The following is a 17,782-nucleotide window of genomic DNA, read 5'->3' as shown; positions in this document are numbered from 1 at the left end:
CAGCCCTAACGCCAGACACCACGCGATGTTAAAAGTATAGCTTCAATACGATCATTTCGTACGAAGGCGCGAAATCATACAGAAATTAACCAGCGTATGCAAACTGATCCGCACTCTTCTACGGCAATGTGTATACTAACCCACCGAATTTCAAGTCAGGATGATGCTATGCCCGTTGCCCACGTTGCCTTGCCCGTTCCGCTTCCTCGTACCTTTGACTATCTGCTGCCAGAAGGCATGACGGTTAAAGCTGGGTGTCGCGTGCGCGTGCCGTTTGGCAAACAGCAGGAGCGCATCGGGATTGTGGTGTCAGTTAGCGATGCCAGCGAACTGCCGCTCAATGAGCTAAAAGCGGTAGTCGAAGTGCTGGATAGTGAGCCGGTGTTTACTCACTCCGTCTGGCGATTGCTGCTATGGGCGGCAGATTACTATCATCATCCGATTGGCGATGTGCTGTTTCATGCCTTGCCGATTTTACTACGCCAGGGGCGGCCTGCGGCGAACGCGCCGATGTGGTACTGGTTTGCCACTGAACAAGGTCAGGTGGTGGATCTGAACAGCCTGAAACGTTCGCCCAAGCAACAACAGGCGCTGGCAGCGTTACGGCAAGGCAAAATCTGGCGCGACCAGGTTGCCACGCTCGAATTTAATGATGCCGCGTTGCAGGCGCTGCGCAAAAAAGGTCTGTGTGATTTAGCAAGTGAAACACCAGAGTTTAGCGACTGGCGAAAGAATTATGCCGTTTCTGGTGAGCGGTTGCGATTGAATACCGAACAGGCCACCGCCGTTGGCGCAATTCATAGTGCGGCGGATACCTTCTCTGCCTGGCTGCTGGCGGGCGTTACAGGTTCCGGTAAAACAGAGGTTTATTTGAGCGTACTGGAAAACGTGCTCGCTCAGGGCAAACAGGCGCTGGTGATGGTGCCGGAAATCGGCCTGACACCGCAAACTATCGCCCGTTTTCGTGAACGTTTTAATGCCCCCGTAGAAGTTCTGCATTCCGGCCTGAACGACAGCGAGCGTCTTTCGGCGTGGTTGAAAGCGAAAAATGGTGAGGCGGCGATTGTGATCGGCACCCGCTCCGCGCTGTTTACGCCGTTTAAAAATCTCGGCGTGATTGTCATTGATGAAGAGCACGACAGTTCCTACAAGCAGCAGGAAGGCTGGCGCTATCATGCCCGCGACCTGGCGGTTTATCGTGCGCACAGCGAGCAAATCCCGATTATTCTTGGCTCCGCAACACCCGCACTGGAAACGTTATGCAACGTCCAGCAGAAAAAATACCGCCTGCTGCGCCTGACGCGTCGGGCGGGGAATGCGCGTCCGGCAATTCAACACGTGCTGGATTTAAAAGGTCAGAAGGTGCAGGCGGGGCTGGCTCCGGCGTTAATCACCCGTATGCGCCAGCATTTACAGGCCGACAACCAGGTTATCCTCTTTCTTAACCGCCGTGGCTTTGCGCCTGCCTTGCTGTGCCACGACTGCGGCTGGATTGCCGAATGTCCACGTTGCGATCACTACTACACGCTGCATCAGGCGCAACAGCATTTGCGCTGTCACCACTGTGACAGCCAACGCCCGGTGCCGCGCCAGTGCCCTTCCTGCGGTTCCACGCACCTGGTACCCGTGGGGCTGGGCACCGAACAGCTTGAACAGACGCTCGCGCCGTTATTCCCTGGTGTGCCCATTTCTCGTATCGACCGCGATACCACCAGCCGCAAAGGAGCGCTGGAACAACAACTGGCGGAAGTGCATCGCGGCGGCGCGAGGATATTGATTGGCACGCAAATGCTGGCGAAAGGTCACCACTTTCCGGATGTGACGCTGGTAGCGTTACTGGATGTGGACGGCGCGCTGTTTTCTGCCGATTTTCGCTCGGCAGAGCGTTTTGCCCAGCTATACACCCAGGTAGCAGGCCGTGCCGGGCGTGCGGGTAAACAGGGCGAAGTGGTGCTGCAAACGCATCATCCGGAACACCCGCTATTGCAAACGTTGCTCTATAAAGGCTACGACGCTTTTGCCGAACAGGCACTGGCTGAGCGACGCATGATGCAGCTGCCGCCGTGGACCAGCCATGTGATTGTGCGTGCGGAAGATCATAACAATCAGCATGCGCCGCTGTTCCTGCAACAACTGCGTAATCTGATCCTCTCCAGCCCGCTGGCAGACGACAAATTGTGGGTTCTCGGTCCGGTTCCGGCACTGGCACCTAAACGTGGCGGTCGCTGGCGCTGGCAGATATTGTTGCAGCACCCTTCCCGCGTGCGCTTGCAACACATCATTAACGGTACGCTGGCACTCATCAATACAATACCGGATTCCCGTAAGGTGAAATGGGTGCTGGATGTTGATCCGATTGAGGGTTAAACCGCTCACGATGCGAGGCGGATCGAAAAATTCAATATTCATCACACTTTTCATGAAAATTCTGTAACCGTTTTCACGCGCTATCTGCTAAAAATGTTGCCGATGTGAAGTAAACATGGATGTAGTACGCCTGACGTGCCAGGCGAGGAGTGAGTGTGAAAGCGAAGAAGCAGGAAACTGCCGCGACCATGAAAGACGTAGCCCTCAAGGCAAAAGTCTCTACAGCGACCGTCTCCCGAGCATTAATGAATCCCGATAAAGTCTCCCAGGCCACCCGTAATCGGGTTGAAAAAGCGGCCCGGGAAGTGGGTTATTTACCGCAACCTATGGGGCGCAACGTCAAGCGTAATGAATCCCGCACCATTCTGGTGATTGTCCCGGATATCTGCGATCCCTTCTTTAGCGAAATTATTCGCGGTATAGAAGTTACGGCGGCAAATCACGGATATCTGGTGCTGATTGGCGACTGTGCGCATCAAAATCAGCAGGAAAAAACCTTTATCGATTTGATCATCACCAAGCAAATTGATGGCATGTTGCTGCTGGGTTCAAGGCTGCCGTTTGATGCCAGCATTGAGGAACAGCGTAATCTGCCGCCGATGGTGATGGCGAACGAATTTGCACCGGAACTGGAGCTGCCTACCGTTCATATCGACAATCTGACCGCCGCATTTGATGCAGTAAATTATTTATATGAGCAAGGGCATAAACGGATTGGCTGTATAGCCGGTCCCGAAGAGATGCCGCTGTGTCACTACCGCCTGCAAGGTTACGTTCAGGCGCTGCGTCGCTGCGGCATTATGGTTGATCCGCAATACATCGCCCGTGGCGACTTCACCTTCGAAGCCGGAAGCAAAGCGATGCAGCAGCTGCTTGATCTTCCACAACCGCCTACTGCTGTCTTCTGCCATAGCGATGTGATGGCACTCGGCGCACTTTCGCAGGCAAAACGCCAGGGGCTGAAAGTACCGGAAGACCTTTCCATAATCGGTTTTGATAACATCGACCTGACGCAATTTTGTGATCCGCCGCTGACAACCATCGCGCAGCCGCGTTACGAAATCGGTCGGGAAGCTATGCTGTTATTGCTTGATCAAATGCAGGGGCAACACGTTGGCAGTGGCTCTCGTTTAATGGACTGCGAACTTATCATCCGGGGATCAACACGCGCGTTACCTTAAAGTAAACCTTTAAGACTGCCGTGACTGGTCAAAGGCCCGCCGCTTAAGTAACATGGCGGGCTGACGAACGAATAAATACAGCGAAACGATAGTGGCACAACGAGATTATGTACGCCGCAGCCAACCGGCACCTTCGCGGCGAAAAAAGAGCACCTCACGGAAAAAGCAACGAAATCTGCCTGCGGTTTCTCCCGCTATGGTCGCTATTGCTGCCGCCGTTCTTGTGACCTTTATCGGTGGTCTGTACTTCATTACGCATCACAAGAAAGAAGAGTCCGAGACGCTGCAAAGCCAGAAAGTGACCGGAAACGGACTACCACCAAAACCAGAAGAACGCTGGCGCTACATCAAAGAGCTGGAAAGTCGCCAGCCGGGTGTGCGTGCGCCCACAGAACCTTCTGCTGGTGGTGAAGTGAAAACGCCGGAGCAACTGACACCAGAACAACGTCAGCTTCTTGAACAAATGCAGGCTGATATGCGCCAGCAGCCAACGCAGCTGGTTGAGGTTCCGTGGAATGAACAGACGCCGGAACAGCGTCAGCAAACGCTACAGCGCCAACGTCAGGCGCAGCAATTAGCGGAACAGCAACGCCTGGCTCAGCAGTCGCGTACGACTGAACAAAGCTGGCAGCAGCAGACGCGTACGTCGCAAGCCGCGCCGGTACAGGCGCAACCGCGCCAGTCTAAACCGGCTTCTACTCAGCAGCCGTACCAGGATCTGCTGCAAACCCCTGCGCACACGACCGCGCAGTCGAAGCCGCAGCAAGCTGCGCCGGTTACTCGTGCCGCTGACGCGCCAAAACCGACGGCGGAGAAAAAAGACGAACGCCGCTGGATGGTGCAGTGCGGTTCGTTCAGAGGCGCGGAACAGGCAGAGACGGTACGTGCTCAGCTGGCGTTCGAAGGCTTTGACTCAAAAATTACCACCAACAATGGCTGGAATCGTGTGGTCATTGGCCCGGTGAAAGGCAAAGAGAACGCAGACAGCACCCTCAATCGGTTGAAGATGGCGGGTCATACAAACTGCATTCGGCTCGCCGCCGGGGGTTGAAACCCTCAAAATCCCCCCCATCTATAATTGCATTATGCCCCGTACTTTTGTACGGGGTTTGTACTCTGTATTCGTAACCAAGGGGTCAGCTCGTGACAACTATAGTAAGCGTACGCCGTAACGGCCATGTGGTCATCGCTGGTGATGGTCAGGCCACGTTGGGCAATACCGTAATGAAAGGCAACGTGAAAAAGGTCCGCCGTCTGTACAACGACAAAGTCATCGCGGGCTTTGCGGGCGGTACTGCGGATGCTTTTACGCTGTTCGAACTGTTTGAACGCAAACTGGAAATGCATCAGGGCCATCTGGTCAAAGCCGCCGTTGAGCTGGCAAAAGACTGGCGTACCGATCGCATGCTGCGCAAACTTGAAGCACTGCTGGCAGTCGCGGATGAAACCGCTTCGCTTATCATCACCGGTAACGGTGACGTGGTGCAACCAGAAAACGATCTTATTGCTATCGGCTCCGGCGGCCCTTACGCCCAGGCTGCGGCGCGTGCACTGTTAGAAAATACTGAACTGAGTGCTCGTGAAATTGCTGAAAAGGCGTTGGATATTGCAGGCGATATTTGCATCTATACCAACCATTTCCACACCATCGAAGAATTAAGCTACAAAGCGTAAGGATCTCCCATGTCTGAAATGACCCCACGCGAAATCGTCAGCGAACTGGATAAGCACATCATCGGCCAGGACAACGCCAAGCGTTCTGTGGCGATTGCTCTGCGTAACCGCTGGCGTCGCATGCAGCTCAACGAAGAGCTGCGCCATGAAGTGACCCCGAAAAATATCCTGATGATCGGCCCGACCGGTGTCGGTAAAACTGAAATCGCCCGTCGTCTGGCTAAGCTGGCGAATGCGCCGTTCATCAAAGTTGAAGCGACCAAATTCACCGAAGTGGGCTACGTCGGTAAGGAAGTGGATTCTATTATTCGCGATCTGACCGATGCCGCCGTGAAAATGGTACGCGTCCAGGCTATCGAGAAAAACCGTTATCGCGCTGAAGAACTGGCAGAAGAACGTATTCTCGACGTGCTAATCCCACCTGCTAAAAACAACTGGGGACAGACCGAACAGCAGCAGGAACCGTCCGCTGCTCGTCAGGCATTCCGCAAAAAACTGCGTGAAGGCCAGCTTGATGACAAAGAAATCGAGATCGATCTTGCCGCAGCACCGATGGGCGTTGAAATTATGGCTCCTCCAGGCATGGAAGAGATGACCAGCCAGCTGCAGTCTATGTTCCAGAACCTGGGCGGTCAGAAGCAAAAAGCGCGTAAGCTGAAAATCAAAGACGCCATGAAGCTGCTGATTGAAGAAGAAGCGGCGAAACTGGTGAACCCGGAAGAGCTGAAGCAAGACGCTATCGACGCTGTTGAGCAGCACGGGATCGTGTTTATCGACGAAATCGACAAAATCTGTAAGCGCGGCGAGTCTTCCGGTCCGGATGTTTCTCGTGAAGGCGTTCAGCGTGACCTGCTGCCGCTGGTAGAAGGTTGCACGGTTTCCACCAAACACGGGATGGTCAAAACTGACCACATTCTGTTTATCGCTTCTGGCGCGTTCCAGATTGCGAAACCGTCTGACCTGATCCCGGAACTGCAAGGTCGTCTGCCAATCCGCGTTGAACTGCAGGCACTGACCACCAGCGACTTCGAGCGTATTCTGACCGAGCCGAATGCCTCTATCACCGTGCAGTACAAAGCACTGATGGCGACTGAAGGCGTAAATATCGAGTTTACCGACTCCGGTATTAAACGCATCGCGGAAGCGGCATGGCAGGTGAACGAATCTACCGAAAACATCGGTGCTCGTCGTTTACACACTGTTCTGGAGCGTTTAATGGAAGAGATTTCCTACGACGCCAGCGATTTAAGCGGTCAAAATATCACTATTGACGCAGATTATGTGAGCAAACATCTGGATGCGTTGGTGGCAGATGAAGATCTGAGCCGTTTTATCCTATAATCGCGTTCAATCATTTTCATCATTGTTTGATGGGGCTGAAAGGCCCCATTTTTATTGGCGCGTATTATGACTGAACAACAAATTAGCCGAACTCAGGCGTGGCTGGAAAGTTTACGACCTAAAACCCTCCCCCTCGCCTTTGCTGCAATTATCGTCGGGACGGCGCTGGCATGGTGGCAAGGTCATTTTGATCCGCTGGTCGCCCTGCTGGCACTGATTACCGCCGGGCTATTACAGATCCTTTCTAACCTCGCCAATGATTACGGCGATGCAGTAAAAGGCAGCGATAAACCTGACCGCATTGGGCCGCTACGCGGCATGCAAAAAGGGGTCATTACCCAGCAAGAGATGAAACGGGCGCTCATTATTACCGTCGTGCTCATCTGTCTCTCTGGGCTGGCACTGGTTGCAGTGGCATGCCATACGCTGGCTGATTTTGTCGGTTTCCTGATTCTTGGCGGGTTGTCGATCATTGCCGCTATCACCTACACCGTGGGCAATCGTCCTTATGGTTATATCGGTCTGGGTGATATTTCCGTACTGGTTTTCTTTGGCTGGTTAAGCGTCATGGGGAGCTGGTATTTACAGGCTCATACATTGATTCCGGCACTGATCCTTCCGGCGACCGCATGCGGCCTGCTGGCAACGGCAGTACTGAACATTAATAACCTGCGTGATATCAATAGCGACCGCGAAAACGGCAAAAACACGCTGGTGGTGCGCTTAGGTGAAGTGAACGCGCGTCGTTATCATGCCTGCCTGCTGATGGGCTCTCTGGTATGTCTGGCGCTGTTTAATCTCTTTTCGCTGCATAGCCTGTGGGGCTGGCTGTTCCTGCTGGCGGCACCGTTGCTGGTGAAGCAAGCCCGTTATGTGATGCGGGAAATGGACCCGGTGGCGATGCGACCGATGCTGGAACGCACTGTCAAGGGAGCGTTACTGACTAACCTGCTGTTTGTTGTAGGGATATTCCTAAGCCAGTGGGCAGCATAACTGACAAATATCAATTAACAATTGATGATTTTGCCAACAGACCACATAGCGCGATATACTGAAAATTCTCGCAGCAACTGAATGTTAAGCCTATGAAATACGATACTTCCGAGCTTTGTGACATCTATCAAGAAGATGTTAACGTCGTGGAACCGCTGTTCTCCAACTTTGGCGGACGGGCGTCGTTTGGCGGACAAATAATCACGGTAAAATGTTTCGAGGACAACGGGTTGCTGTACGATCTGCTCGAACAGAATGGCCGTGGTCGTGTTCTTGTCGTCGATGGCGGTGGTTCTGTTCGTCGCGCACTGGTCGATGCTGAACTGGCGCGTCTGGCAGTACAAAATGAATGGGAAGGTCTGGTCATTTACGGCGCGGTGCGTCAGGTAGATGACCTGGAAGAGTTGGATATCGGCATCCAGGCGATGGCGGCAATTCCGGTTGGTGCCGCTGGCGAAGGCATTGGCGAAAGCGATGTCCGCGTCAATTTTGGCGGTGTTACCTTCTTCTCCGGCGACCATCTTTATGCCGACAATACCGGGATTATTCTTTCAGAAGATCCGCTGGATATTGAATAAGTATCTGCCATGCGTTAAAAGGGGAATTAAATTCCCCTTTTTTATACATGGACGTATTCATGCAGAATATTATTCTTTTATTTATATATTTATTACTTATAGCCGTTAACCATTTCCGCTACAAATTTCTTTTATCTGGCAACGCGGGTGAAATGATTTTATATTTTGCTAACGTATTTTTTAACCCACTTGCCTTATCATTTATTATCGCCACAATCATCTGTATAACGATAAAAAAAAGAAGCAGCCGCAGCTTTATTCGCGGCACTTGTTGGTTAATGGGATTATTTCTTATCTATAGCAGCTATACGGTGTGGGAACGACACAGCATATGGGATTATACTTTCCCGGAGCCAGGTATCACCGTCACGGTTCCGAGCAAACAGTGGGTTGCCAATATAGTAAAACAAGGACCAACCCTGGTGACCCGGGATGCCCATGCTATTTTAGCTATTGTTGCCTTCTCACAAAATGAACTCGGTGTGCATTCAATCGAGGAACTTACCGCGACTCAAAACGGAACTGCAGAAATGCATGTTTGTGATGTTCAGGGATTTGCCTGCGCTTATCAAGAAGGAGTGCAAACAATGAGTGATGGCAAAGTAAGACATGTTATTTTCATGACTCTACTGGATAACACTAATTTGATACAACTGGTCGCAGCTATCGACCCAGATTATTTGGACGAATATCAAGAAGAAGTAATGAAAATGATGCTTTCTGCTCGTCAATGATCTGATGTGCATGTTAATAATAATGGATTGATATGAGATACGTTATCTTATTAATACTATGGATAATAACTATTTTTCTTAGTCATCTTCAGCACAGTAACTTGCTTACTGGAGATCCTGGGATGGTTGGCGAGTATATCGGTTCAGTACTTCTTGGGCCGTTATTACTTCCCGTGCTTGTGTCAGGTATTCTGTGCACATTCACTAAAAAAACGCGTAACTTCGCCAGTTTTACTCGCGGGTACTGTTGGGTATTGGGAGTCCTGCTTTTATCCAACGTCGGCAATACGTTTCGTCTGTTCACCCCGTGGCACTATACGTTTGAGAAGGCAGCTATTTCCGTGACTGTCCCAAACCGACACTGGAATACGGTTTCTATTAGTACTGATAAAACCATTGATATAAGAAGTGAAGATAATAGCGTCTTTATTTCTGCTTTCCGCCTGCCCGCAGGACGTAGCGCCGATGACTCGCTGGAAGAGTTAAAGAAGATGCAGCGAGACAATCTCAAGGATCAATACAATGAAGAAACCTTCCAGTTTCATGATTGTAATGCCAAACATTTCACCTGTAAGTATCAGGATGTGTTGATAAATTTTGATGGTCAGCAGAAAAGAACCATCAGTGTTTATCTTGAAGACACCCCCAGGGCTGTGGGGATCATTGCATTAATGGAGCCAGATACGGCAGATAAATATCGCCAACAGGCGATGGAGATTATGTTGTCTGCTAAAAATACAGTGAAGTAAAAAATAAGGCGCCTTGCGGCGCCTCTGCGTGGAAGAGATTAAACCTCTTCCATGCGACCCAGCAGGGCCTGCAGACGTTCCTGCCAGCCGTTCTGCTGTTCTTTCAGATGGTTGTTCTCACGCTCCAGCTCTTCGCGCTGATGCTGAGCATTTTGAACTTCCTGCGACAGTGAGTTGTTTTTTTCTTTCAGCTCTTCGATTTCCATCTGCAACAGAGTGATGGTATCAATCGCCTGCTGTACTTTTGCTTCCAGTTTCTCAAACACTTCTAATGACATTGTCATACCTCTCCTGAATTGCAAGGCGTTGATGGATAAAAAATCCTCGTCCCGATTACCGGTGACGCCTTAATAAATACGAGCGCACTTTAGTTAGCTCCGATTGTATGAAGCCGCGCCATCGCTGTCCAGCGGCACGCCTTGCAGATTACGGTTTGCCACACTTTTCATCCTTCTCCTGGAGACATAATCCACACCAATCGAAAATGTTAATAAATTTGTTGCGCGAATGATCTAACAAACATGCATCATGTACAATCAGATGGAATAAATGGCGCGATAACGCTCATTTTATGACGAAGCACACACATTTTAAGTTCGATATTTCTCGTTTTTGCTCGTTAACGATAAGTTTACAGCATGCCTACAAGCATCGTGGAGGTCCGTGACTTTCACGCATACAACAAACATTAACTCTTCAGGATCCGATTATGAGTCAAAAATCAACCTTGAAAGGCCAGTGCATTGCTGAATTCCTCGGTACCGGGTTGTTGATTTTTTTCGGTGTGGGTTGCGTTGCAGCACTAAAAGTCGCTGGTGCGTCTTTTGGTCAGTGGGAAATCAGTGTCATTTGGGGACTGGGGGTGGCAATGGCCATCTACCTGACCGCAGGGGTTTCCGGCGCGCATCTTAACCCCGCTGTTACCATTGCATTGTGGCTGTTTGCCTGTTTCGACAAGCGCAAAGTTATTCCTTTTATCGTTTCACAAGTTGCCGGCGCTTTCTGTGCTGCGGCTTTAGTTTACGGGCTTTACTACAATTTATTTTTCGACTTCGAGCAGACTCATCACATTGTTCGCGGCAGCGTTGAAAGTGTTGATCTGGCAGGCACTTTCTCTACTTACCCTAATCCTCATATCAATTTTGTGCAGGCTTTCGCAGTTGAGATGGTGATTACCGCTATTCTGATGGGGCTGATCCTGGCGTTAACGGACGATGGCAACGGTGTACCACGCGGCCCTTTGGCTCCCTTGCTGATTGGTCTACTGATTGCGGTCATTGGCGCATCTATGGGCCCATTGACGGGTTTTGCCATGAACCCAGCGCGTGACTTCGGTCCGAAAGTCTTTGCCTGGCTGGCGGGCTGGGGCAATGTCGCCTTTACCGGCGGCAGAGACATTCCTTACTTCCTGGTGCCGCTTTTTGGCCCTATCGTTGGCGCGATTGTAGGTGCATTTGCCTACCGCAAACTGATTGGTCGCCATTTGCCTTGCGATATCTGTGTTGTGGAAGAAAAGGAGACCACAACTCCTTCAGAACAAAAAGCTTCGCTGTAATATGACTACGGGACAATTAAACATGACTGAAAAAAAATATATCGTTGCGCTCGACCAGGGCACCACCAGCTCCCGCGCGGTCGTAATGGATCACGATGCCAATATCATTAGCGTGTCGCAGCGCGAATTTGAGCAAATCTACCCAAAACCAGGCTGGGTAGAACACGACCCAATGGAAATCTGGGCCACCCAAAGCTCCACGCTGGTAGAAGTGCTGGCGAAAGCCGATATCAGTTCCGATCAAATTGCAGCTATCGGTATTACGAACCAGCGTGAAACCACTATTGTCTGGGAAAAAGAAACCGGCAAGCCTATCTATAACGCCATTGTCTGGCAGTGCCGTCGTACCGCAGAAATCTGCGAGCATTTAAAACGTGACGGTTTAGAAGATTATATCCGCAGCAATACCGGTCTGGTGATTGACCCGTACTTTTCTGGCACCAAAGTGAAGTGGATCCTCGACCATGTGGAAGGCTCTCGCGAGCGTGCGCGTCGTGGTGAATTGCTGTTTGGTACGGTTGATACGTGGCTTATCTGGAAAATGACTCAGGGCCGTGTCCATGTGACCGATTATACCAACGCCTCTCGTACCATGTTGTTCAACATCCATACCCTGGACTGGGACGACAAAATGCTGGAAGTGCTGGATATTCCGCGCGAGATGCTGCCAGAAGTGCGTCGTTCTTCCGAAGTGTACGGTCAGACTAACATTGGCGGCAAAGGCGGCACGCGTATTCCAATCTCCGGGATCGCCGGTGACCAGCAGGCCGCGCTGTTTGGTCAGTTGTGCGTGAAAGAAGGGATGGCGAAGAACACCTATGGCACTGGCTGCTTTATGCTGATGAACACTGGCGAGAAAGCGGTGAAATCAGAAAACGGCCTGCTGACCACCATCGCCTGCGGCCCGACTGGCGAAGTGAACTATGCGTTGGAAGGTGCGGTGTTTATGGCAGGCGCATCCATTCAGTGGCTGCGCGATGAGATGAAGTTGATTAACGACGCCTACGATTCCGAATATTTCGCCACCAAAGTGCAAAACACCAATGGTGTGTATGTGGTTCCGGCATTTACCGGGCTGGGTGCGCCGTACTGGGACCCGTATGCGCGCGGGGCGATTTTCGGTCTGACTCGTGGGGTGAACGCTAACCACATTATACGCGCGACGCTGGAGTCTATTGCTTATCAGACGCGTGACGTGCTGGAAGCGATGCAGGCCGACTCTGGTATCCGTCTGCACGCCCTGCGCGTGGATGGTGGCGCAGTAGCAAACAATTTCCTGATGCAATTCCAGTCCGATATTCTCGGCACCCGCGTTGAGCGCCCGGAAGTTCGCGAAGTCACCGCATTGGGTGCGGCCTATCTCGCAGGCCTGGCGGTTGGCTTCTGGCAGAACCTCGACGAGCTGCAAGAGAAAGCGGTGATTGAGCGCGAGTTCCGTCCAGGCATCGAAACCACTGAGCGTAATTACCGTTACGCAGGCTGGAAAAAAGCGGTCAAACGCGCGATGGCGTGGGAAGAACACGACGAGTAATGTCAGGCACCTGAATCGATTGCCTGATGCTGATCGCCTGATGCGACGCTTACGCGTCTTATCAGGCCTACGAGCCAATGCCATTTTGTGTAGGCGGGATAAGGCGTTCACGCCGCATCCGGCATCACGCAGACTCTGAAACCGTGCGGGGGCAACCCCGCACACATCAATAATCCCACCCTTCCCCTGTGCTACACTTCGCGCCATTCCTTACTGCTTAGAGTTTGCTATGAGACGAGAACTTGCCATCGAATTTTCCCGCGTCACCGAATCTGCGGCGCTGGCTGGCTACAAATGGTTAGGACGCGGCGATAAAAACACCGCGGACGGCGCGGCGGTAAACGCCATGCGTATTATGCTCAACCAGGTCAACATTGACGGCACCATCGTCATTGGTGAAGGTGAAATCGACGAAGCACCGATGCTCTACATTGGTGAAAAAGTCGGTACTGGTCGCGGCGACGCGGTAGATATTGCTGTTGATCCGATTGAAGGCACGCGCATGACGGCGATGGGTCAGGCTAACGCGCTGGCGGTGCTGGCAGTAGGCGATAAAGGCTGCTTCCTCAATGCGCCGGATATGTATATGGAGAAGCTGATTGTCGGGCCGGGAGCCAAAGGCACCATTGATCTGAACCTGCCGCTGGCGGATAACCTGCGCAATGTAGCGGCGGCGCTCGGCAAACCGTTGAGCGAACTGACGGTAACGATTCTGGCTAAACCACGCCACGATGCCGTTATCGCTGAAATGCAGCAACTCGGCGTACGCGTATTTGCTATTCCGGATGGCGACGTTGCGGCCTCAATTCTCACCTGTATGCCAGACAGCGAAGTTGACGTGCTGTACGGAATTGGTGGCGCGCCGGAAGGCGTGGTTTCTGCGGCGGTGATCCGCGCATTAGATGGCGACATGAACGGTCGTCTGCTGGCGCGTCATGACGTCAAAGGCGACAATGAAGAGAATCGTCGCATTGGCGAGCAGGAGCTGGCACGCTGCAAAGCGATGGGCATCGAAGCCGGTAAAGTATTGCGTCTGGGCGATATGGCGCGCAGCGATAACGTCATCTTCTCTGCCACCGGTATTACCAAAGGCGATCTGCTGGAAGGCATTAGCCGCAAAGGCAATATCGCGACTACCGAAACGCTGCTGATCCGCGGCAAATCACGCACCATTCGCCGCATTCAGTCTATCCACTATCTGGATCGCAAAGACCCGGAAATGCAGGTGCACATCCTCTGATTGATTTGATCGATTGAGCCTTCCAGTCCTTCGGGACTGGAATTTTTTTGTTCGGAGAACGAAGATAAGGCAAGTCAATCAAAACAGGAGAAAAACATGGCTGATTGGGTAACAGGCAAAGTCACTAAAGTGCAGAACTGGACCGACGCCCTGTTTAGTCTCACCGTTCACGCCCCTGTGCATCCGTTTACCGCCGGGCAATTTACCAAGCTTGGCCTTGAAATCGACGGCGAACGCGTCCAGCGCGCCTACTCCTATGTTAACTCGCCCGATAATCCCGATCTGGAGTTTTACCTGGTCACCGTCCCCGATGGCAAATTAAGCCCACGATTGGCGGCACTGAAACCAGGAGATGAAGTGCAGGTGGTTAGCGAAGCAGCTGGCTTCTTTGTTCTGGATGAAGTGCCAGATTGCGAAACGCTATGGATGCTGGCAACCGGTACAGCGATTGGCCCTTATTTATCGATTCTACAACTAGGCAAAGATTTAGATCGCTTCAAAAATCTGGTCCTGGTGCACGCCGCACGTTATGCCGCCGACTTAAGCTATTTGCCACTGATGCAAGAACTGGAAAAACGCTACGAAGGAAAACTGCGCATTCAGACGGTGGTCAGTCGGGAAACGGCAGCGGGGTCGCTCACCGGACGGATACCGGCATTAATTGAAAGTGGTGAACTGGAAAGCGCGATTGGCCTGCCGATGAATAAAGAAACCAGCCATGTGATGCTGTGCGGCAATCCACAGATGGTGCGCGATACCCAACAGTTGCTGAAAGAGACCCGGCAGATGACGAAACATTTACGTCGCCGACCGGGCCATATGACAGCGGAGCATTACTGGTAAGCGGTTACTTATCGATAAACGGCACGATGAGCAAATCCGCACTCAACTTATTGATCATCCCGCGATATGCCGGCATCAAACGGTTGATAAATGAGTGGTGATGACCACAGACAAGGAGGTCGCACTGCTCTTTTTGCATAATTTCCAGCAGTGTTTCCGGCATTTCTCCGCGTTCAATACGCAGTTTTGTCTTCGGCCATTGAATATTTTTCGTCAGTTTATACAGCTTGTTATCCGACTTATTCTTCAACAATTGAAGAATATCTTCTGTTGCAGGGAAGTAGATACCCGGATACAACTCGCTTAAGCCATCATCAATATGAATTAACGTCAGGTGAGCGTCATTATGTCTGGCGAGCTCCAGGGCTTTATTCACCAGTAAGGCATCTTCTTCATTCCCGGAAATTGCCACGCCAATGTGTTTATAAGCCATGTTTAACTCCTTCTAAAGCAACTCCATCAAGCTAACGAACGCAGTGATAACTCAAAAATAATCATCTCGGCCTGGCATGAGAAGGTGAAGGCCGCATCAAGCTCAACTTGCCCCTCCAGATCCTTAATCTTATAGGCCACGCTGGCCCCTTCATCTGCAGAGGATGCAGCGGCGGCAAGCTCTTTCAGTTTGGTCATAAAGGACTCTGCTTCTTCGCGGGTGGCAAAAAAGCGCGAAAACTTACTGGTACAGTTGTCGTTATCAATCACCGTACCGATATCAATCGCACATCCTTTAGTACTGCATTTATCTACGACATCTTTCATAGGGCACCTCTGTATATTCGCCTCTCTGTCGATTACGACTTAAGAATAATGCGCCGTTAAGGGAAGAACAAACAAGTAATGATCTTATGGATTACCATTTTTTTTGATATTGCTTAAGGTGAAGAGTTCAGAAGGATTTTCCGGGCATTGTCATTTGCATCGTGGAAATAACAATCCCGGAAAAAAATAGCAGTAAGAGATATATTAAAGGTTAATTACTTGATTTATTGTCGGCTTTATACTTCACATCCTGAGTATCTTTACCATATTTATTTTCGCCTTGTGTGCCAACAAACGCACCAAGATCGATAAGCATCATCACCAGAATCAACGTCGGGACAAAACGCCCTACCGCCCATTGCCAGACACCCGGTAAAATCGCCCAGTTACCCGCCAGTAGCATCCACGCCACAATCATCAGAAATGCCCATGCGCCGGAACGCCCGCGATCATGCAAGCGCTTAACGGTTACTGCCGCTGTTGGCCAGAGCAAGCACACAAGGCAAAACGCCGCGGTCTGAATATCGAGTAAATTTTTACCCGCCAGTGAGAAAAGCACCAGCATGCCTGCGAACCACAGGCCTATCCAAATCCAGAAATCACGGCGTCCAATACGCCCTTTAAATGAGAATAACCATTGCTGTATGGTCATGTAAGTTCCTTGATGGTTGTCTTTTCCAGGATTCTACCCTTTTGACAAGGGCGACAGATATCGTTTTAATCGGAGCCAGTCATAACAAAAGGTACTGTCAATGAAGCCAGGGTGTACGCTGTTTTTTCTCTTATGTTCTGCATTAACCGTTACAACAACGGCGCATGCACAAACACCAGATACGGCAACGACCGCGCCTTATCTGCTGGCTGGAGCCCCTACTTTCGATCTCTCCATCAGCCAGTTTCGAGAAGACTTTAACAGCCAGAATCCCAGCCTGCCACTGAACGAATTTCGTGCCATCGACAGCAGTCCCGACAAAGCCAATCTCACTCGTGCTGCAAGTAAAATTAACGAGAACTTGTATGCTTCTACAGCGCTGGAGCGCGGTACCTTAAAAATCAAAAGCATTCAAATGACCTGGCTACCCATCCAGGGGCCAGAGCAAAAAGCCGCGAAAGCGAAAGCTCAGGAATATATGGCAGCGGTGATCCGCACACTCACCCCATTAATGACCAAAACACAAAGCCAGAAAAAACTGCAGTCGCTACTAACGGCGGGGAAAAACAAACGTTATTACACCGAGACAGAAGGTGCACTGCGTTATGTTGTCGCGGACAACGGCGAAAAGGGGCTGACCTTCGCTGTTGAACCGATTAAGCTGGCGCTATCTGAATCGCTTGAAGGTTTGAATAAATGACAAAAAGCAAAGCCTTTGTGCCGATGAATCTCTATACTGTTTCACAGACCTGCTGCCCTGCGGGGCGGCCATCTTCCTTTATTCGCTTATAAGCGTGGAGAATTAAAATGCGACATCCTTTAGTGATGGGTAACTGGAAACTGAACGGCAGCCGCCACATGGTTCACGAGCTGGTTTCTAACCTGCGTAAAGAGCTGGCAGGTGTTGCTGGCTGTGCGGTTGCAATCGCACCACCGGAAATGTACATCGATATGGCGAAGCGTGAAGCTGAAGGCAGCCACATCATGCTGGGTGCGCAAAACGTGGACCTGAACCTGTCCGGCGCATTCACCGGTGAAACCTCTGCTGCTATGCTGAAAGACATCGGCGCACAGTACATCATCATCGGCCACTCTGAACGTCGTACTTACCACAAAGAGTCTGACGAACTGATCGCGAAAAAATTCGCGGTGCTGAAAGAGCAGGGTCTGACTCCGGTTCTGTGCATCGGTGAAACCGAAGCTGAAAACGAAGCGGGCAAAACTGAAGAAGTTTGCGCACGTCAGATCGACGCGGTACTGAAAACTCAGGGTGCTGCGGCATTCGAAGGTGCGGTTATCGCTTACGAACCTGTATGGGCAATCGGTACTGGCAAATCTGCAACTCCGGCTCAGGCACAGGCTGTTCACAAATTCATCCGTAACCACATCGCTAAAGTTGACGCTAACATCGCTGAACAAGTGATCATTCAGTACGGCGGCTCTGTAAACGCGTCTAACGCTGCAGAACTGTTTGCTCAGCCGGATATCGACGGCGCGCTGGTTGGTGGTGCTTCTCTGAAAGCTGACGCCTTCGCAGTAATCGTTAAAGCTGCAGAAGCGGCTAAACAGGCTTAAGTCTGACAGG

19 protein-coding genes are annotated in these 17,782 nt (G+C 51.2%); 15 read left to right on the top strand and 4 right to left on the bottom strand.

From position 1 onward, the window contains the following. Positions 1-168: 168 nt before the first annotated feature. The 9 genes from priA to OQV04_RS09540 all read left to right on the top strand — a co-directional run bounded on the left by priA (position 169) and on the right by OQV04_RS09540 (position 9,617). On the top strand, positions 169-2,367 hold the full coding sequence (gene priA, locus OQV04_RS09580) for a primosomal protein N' (protein WP_032281956.1): 2,199 nt from the start codon (positions 169-171) through the stop codon (positions 2,365-2,367). Between the two features lie 155 nt (positions 2,368-2,522). Further along, a complete protein-coding gene (cytR, locus tag OQV04_RS09575; RefSeq protein WP_000644904.1) occupies positions 2,523-3,548 on the top strand; it encodes a DNA-binding transcriptional regulator CytR in 1,026 nt (341 codons plus the stop codon). Between the two features lie 91 nt (positions 3,549-3,639). After that, entirely contained in the window at positions 3,640-4,599 is a 960-nt protein-coding gene (ftsN, locus tag OQV04_RS09570) for a cell division protein FtsN (protein ID WP_000068837.1), read from the top strand. Between the two features lie 92 nt (positions 4,600-4,691). Further along, positions 4,692-5,222 carry an ATP-dependent protease subunit HslV gene (gene hslV / locus OQV04_RS09565; RefSeq protein WP_000208242.1) on the top strand — a complete coding sequence of 177 codons (531 nt, stop codon included), beginning with the start codon at positions 4,692-4,694 and terminating at the stop codon, positions 5,220-5,222. A 9-nt stretch (positions 5,223-5,231) separates the two neighbouring features. Further along, positions 5,232-6,563 carry an HslU--HslV peptidase ATPase subunit gene (gene hslU / locus OQV04_RS09560; RefSeq protein ID WP_001293341.1) on the top strand — a complete coding sequence of 444 codons (1,332 nt, stop codon included), beginning with the start codon at positions 5,232-5,234 and terminating at the stop codon, positions 6,561-6,563. 66 nt (positions 6,564-6,629) lie between these two features. Then, positions 6,630-7,556 (top strand): 1,4-dihydroxy-2-naphthoate polyprenyltransferase, encoded by a 927-nt coding sequence (gene menA / locus OQV04_RS09555; RefSeq protein ID WP_001308187.1) that lies wholly within the window; start codon positions 6,630-6,632, stop codon positions 7,554-7,556. Positions 7,557-7,648: 92 nt separating this feature from the next. Then, positions 7,649-8,134, top strand: a complete 486-nt coding sequence (gene rraA, locus OQV04_RS09550; RefSeq protein WP_000872908.1) for a ribonuclease E activity regulator RraA — start codon at positions 7,649-7,651, stop codon at positions 8,132-8,134. 59 nt (positions 8,135-8,193) lie between these two features. After that, positions 8,194-8,868 (top strand): hypothetical protein, encoded by a 675-nt coding sequence (locus OQV04_RS09545; RefSeq protein ID WP_032281973.1) that lies wholly within the window; start codon positions 8,194-8,196, stop codon positions 8,866-8,868. A 122-nt stretch (positions 8,869-8,990) separates the two neighbouring features. Beyond that, on the top strand, positions 8,991-9,617 hold the full coding sequence (locus OQV04_RS09540) for a hypothetical protein (RefSeq protein WP_000232688.1): 627 nt from the start codon (positions 8,991-8,993) through the stop codon (positions 9,615-9,617). A gap of 38 nt (positions 9,618-9,655) precedes the next feature. Here OQV04_RS09540 and zapB read toward each other — a convergent pair whose 3' ends face one another. After that, complete coding sequence (gene zapB / locus OQV04_RS09535) at positions 9,656-9,901, bottom strand: septal ring assembly protein ZapB (RefSeq protein ID WP_001296623.1); 246 nt, start codon at positions 9,899-9,901, stop codon at positions 9,656-9,658. Between the two features lie 425 nt (positions 9,902-10,326). On the opposite strand from zapB, the gene glpF reads away from it, so the two are divergent. The 4 genes from glpF (at position 10,327) to fpr (ending at position 14,786) form a co-directional block, all read left to right on the top strand. Next, a complete protein-coding gene (gene glpF, locus OQV04_RS09530) occupies positions 10,327-11,172 on the top strand; it encodes a glycerol uptake facilitator protein GlpF (protein ID WP_032281955.1) in 846 nt (281 codons plus the stop codon). A 22-nt stretch (positions 11,173-11,194) separates the two neighbouring features. Beyond that, positions 11,195-12,703: a glycerol kinase GlpK gene (gene glpK, locus OQV04_RS09525; protein ID WP_000136788.1), complete on the top strand. Its 1,509-nt coding sequence runs from the start codon at positions 11,195-11,197 to the stop codon at positions 12,701-12,703. Between the two features lie 229 nt (positions 12,704-12,932). Beyond that, positions 12,933-13,943 (top strand): class II fructose-bisphosphatase, encoded by a 1,011-nt coding sequence (gene glpX / locus OQV04_RS09520; RefSeq protein ID WP_001250644.1) that lies wholly within the window; start codon positions 12,933-12,935, stop codon positions 13,941-13,943. Positions 13,944-14,039: 96 nt separating this feature from the next. Next, a complete protein-coding gene (gene fpr / locus OQV04_RS09515) occupies positions 14,040-14,786 on the top strand; it encodes a ferredoxin--NADP(+) reductase (protein WP_000796310.1) in 747 nt (248 codons plus the stop codon). Between the two features lie 4 nt (positions 14,787-14,790). Here the strand turns inward: fpr and uspD are convergent, their stop codons facing one another. The 3 genes from uspD to OQV04_RS09500 all read right to left on the bottom strand — a co-directional run bounded on the left by uspD (position 14,791) and on the right by OQV04_RS09500 (position 16,197). Then, positions 14,791-15,219, bottom strand: a complete 429-nt coding sequence (uspD, locus tag OQV04_RS09510) for a universal stress protein UspD (protein ID WP_000323555.1) — start codon at positions 15,217-15,219, stop codon at positions 14,791-14,793. 26 nt (positions 15,220-15,245) lie between these two features. After that, positions 15,246-15,545, bottom strand: a complete 300-nt coding sequence (locus OQV04_RS09505) for a DUF406 domain-containing protein (RefSeq protein WP_000655986.1) — start codon at positions 15,543-15,545, stop codon at positions 15,246-15,248. Between the two features lie 211 nt (positions 15,546-15,756). Continuing rightward, complete coding sequence (locus OQV04_RS09500) at positions 15,757-16,197, bottom strand: DUF805 domain-containing protein (RefSeq protein ID WP_000155257.1); 441 nt, start codon at positions 16,195-16,197, stop codon at positions 15,757-15,759. Positions 16,198-16,297: 100 nt separating this feature from the next. On the opposite strand from OQV04_RS09500, the gene OQV04_RS09495 reads away from it, so the two are divergent. Both OQV04_RS09495 and tpiA read left to right on the top strand, forming a co-directional pair. Next, positions 16,298-16,897 carry a YiiQ family protein gene (locus OQV04_RS09495; protein ID WP_000802226.1) on the top strand — a complete coding sequence of 200 codons (600 nt, stop codon included), beginning with the start codon at positions 16,298-16,300 and terminating at the stop codon, positions 16,895-16,897. Between the two features lie 107 nt (positions 16,898-17,004). Beyond that, the gene (tpiA, locus tag OQV04_RS09490; RefSeq protein ID WP_203082452.1) at positions 17,005-17,772 is read left to right on the top strand and encodes a triose-phosphate isomerase; all 768 of its coding nucleotides are present in this window, start codon (positions 17,005-17,007) and stop codon (positions 17,770-17,772) included. Positions 17,773-17,782 lie beyond the last annotated feature (10 nt).

Source organism: Escherichia sp. Lx600-2, assembly GCF_036662595.1.
Taxonomy (GTDB): domain Bacteria; phylum Pseudomonadota; class Gammaproteobacteria; order Enterobacterales; family Enterobacteriaceae; genus Escherichia; species Escherichia coli.
The sequence above is the reverse complement of the archived record's forward strand: the minus strand, read 5'-3'. Positions and strand labels throughout refer to the sequence as shown.

Bases quoted from the DNA above. Each gene is read 5' to 3' on its own strand.
- OQV04_RS09540 (WP_000232688.1), top strand. From the start codon at position 8,991: ATGGTTGGCGAGTATATCGGTTCAGTACTTCTTGGGCCGTTATTACTT.
- uspD (WP_000323555.1), bottom strand. From the start codon at position 15,219: ATGGCTTATAAACACATTGGCGTGGCAATTTCCGGGAATGAAGAAGAT.
- rraA (WP_000872908.1), top strand. From the start codon at position 7,649: ATGAAATACGATACTTCCGAGCTTTGTGACATCTATCAAGAAGATGTT.
- tpiA (WP_203082452.1), top strand. From the start codon at position 17,005: ATGCGACATCCTTTAGTGATGGGTAACTGGAAACTGAACGGCAGCCGC.
- OQV04_RS09505 (WP_000655986.1), bottom strand. From the start codon at position 15,545: ATGAAAGATGTCGTAGATAAATGCAGTACTAAAGGATGTGCGATTGAT.
- glpK (WP_000136788.1), top strand. From the start codon at position 11,195: ATGACTGAAAAAAAATATATCGTTGCGCTCGACCAGGGCACCACCAGC.
- zapB (WP_001296623.1), bottom strand. From the start codon at position 9,901: ATGACAATGTCATTAGAAGTGTTTGAGAAACTGGAAGCAAAAGTACAG.
- priA (WP_032281956.1), top strand. From the start codon at position 169: ATGCCCGTTGCCCACGTTGCCTTGCCCGTTCCGCTTCCTCGTACCTTT.
- hslU (WP_001293341.1), top strand. From the start codon at position 5,232: ATGTCTGAAATGACCCCACGCGAAATCGTCAGCGAACTGGATAAGCAC.
- OQV04_RS09495 (WP_000802226.1), top strand. From the start codon at position 16,298: ATGAAGCCAGGGTGTACGCTGTTTTTTCTCTTATGTTCTGCATTAACC.
- glpF (WP_032281955.1), top strand. From the start codon at position 10,327: ATGAGTCAAAAATCAACCTTGAAAGGCCAGTGCATTGCTGAATTCCTC.
- menA (WP_001308187.1), top strand. From the start codon at position 6,630: ATGACTGAACAACAAATTAGCCGAACTCAGGCGTGGCTGGAAAGTTTA.
- fpr (WP_000796310.1), top strand. From the start codon at position 14,040: ATGGCTGATTGGGTAACAGGCAAAGTCACTAAAGTGCAGAACTGGACC.
- OQV04_RS09500 (WP_000155257.1), bottom strand. From the start codon at position 16,197: ATGACCATACAGCAATGGTTATTCTCATTTAAAGGGCGTATTGGACGC.
- OQV04_RS09545 (WP_032281973.1), top strand. From the start codon at position 8,194: ATGCAGAATATTATTCTTTTATTTATATATTTATTACTTATAGCCGTT.
- glpX (WP_001250644.1), top strand. From the start codon at position 12,933: ATGAGACGAGAACTTGCCATCGAATTTTCCCGCGTCACCGAATCTGCG.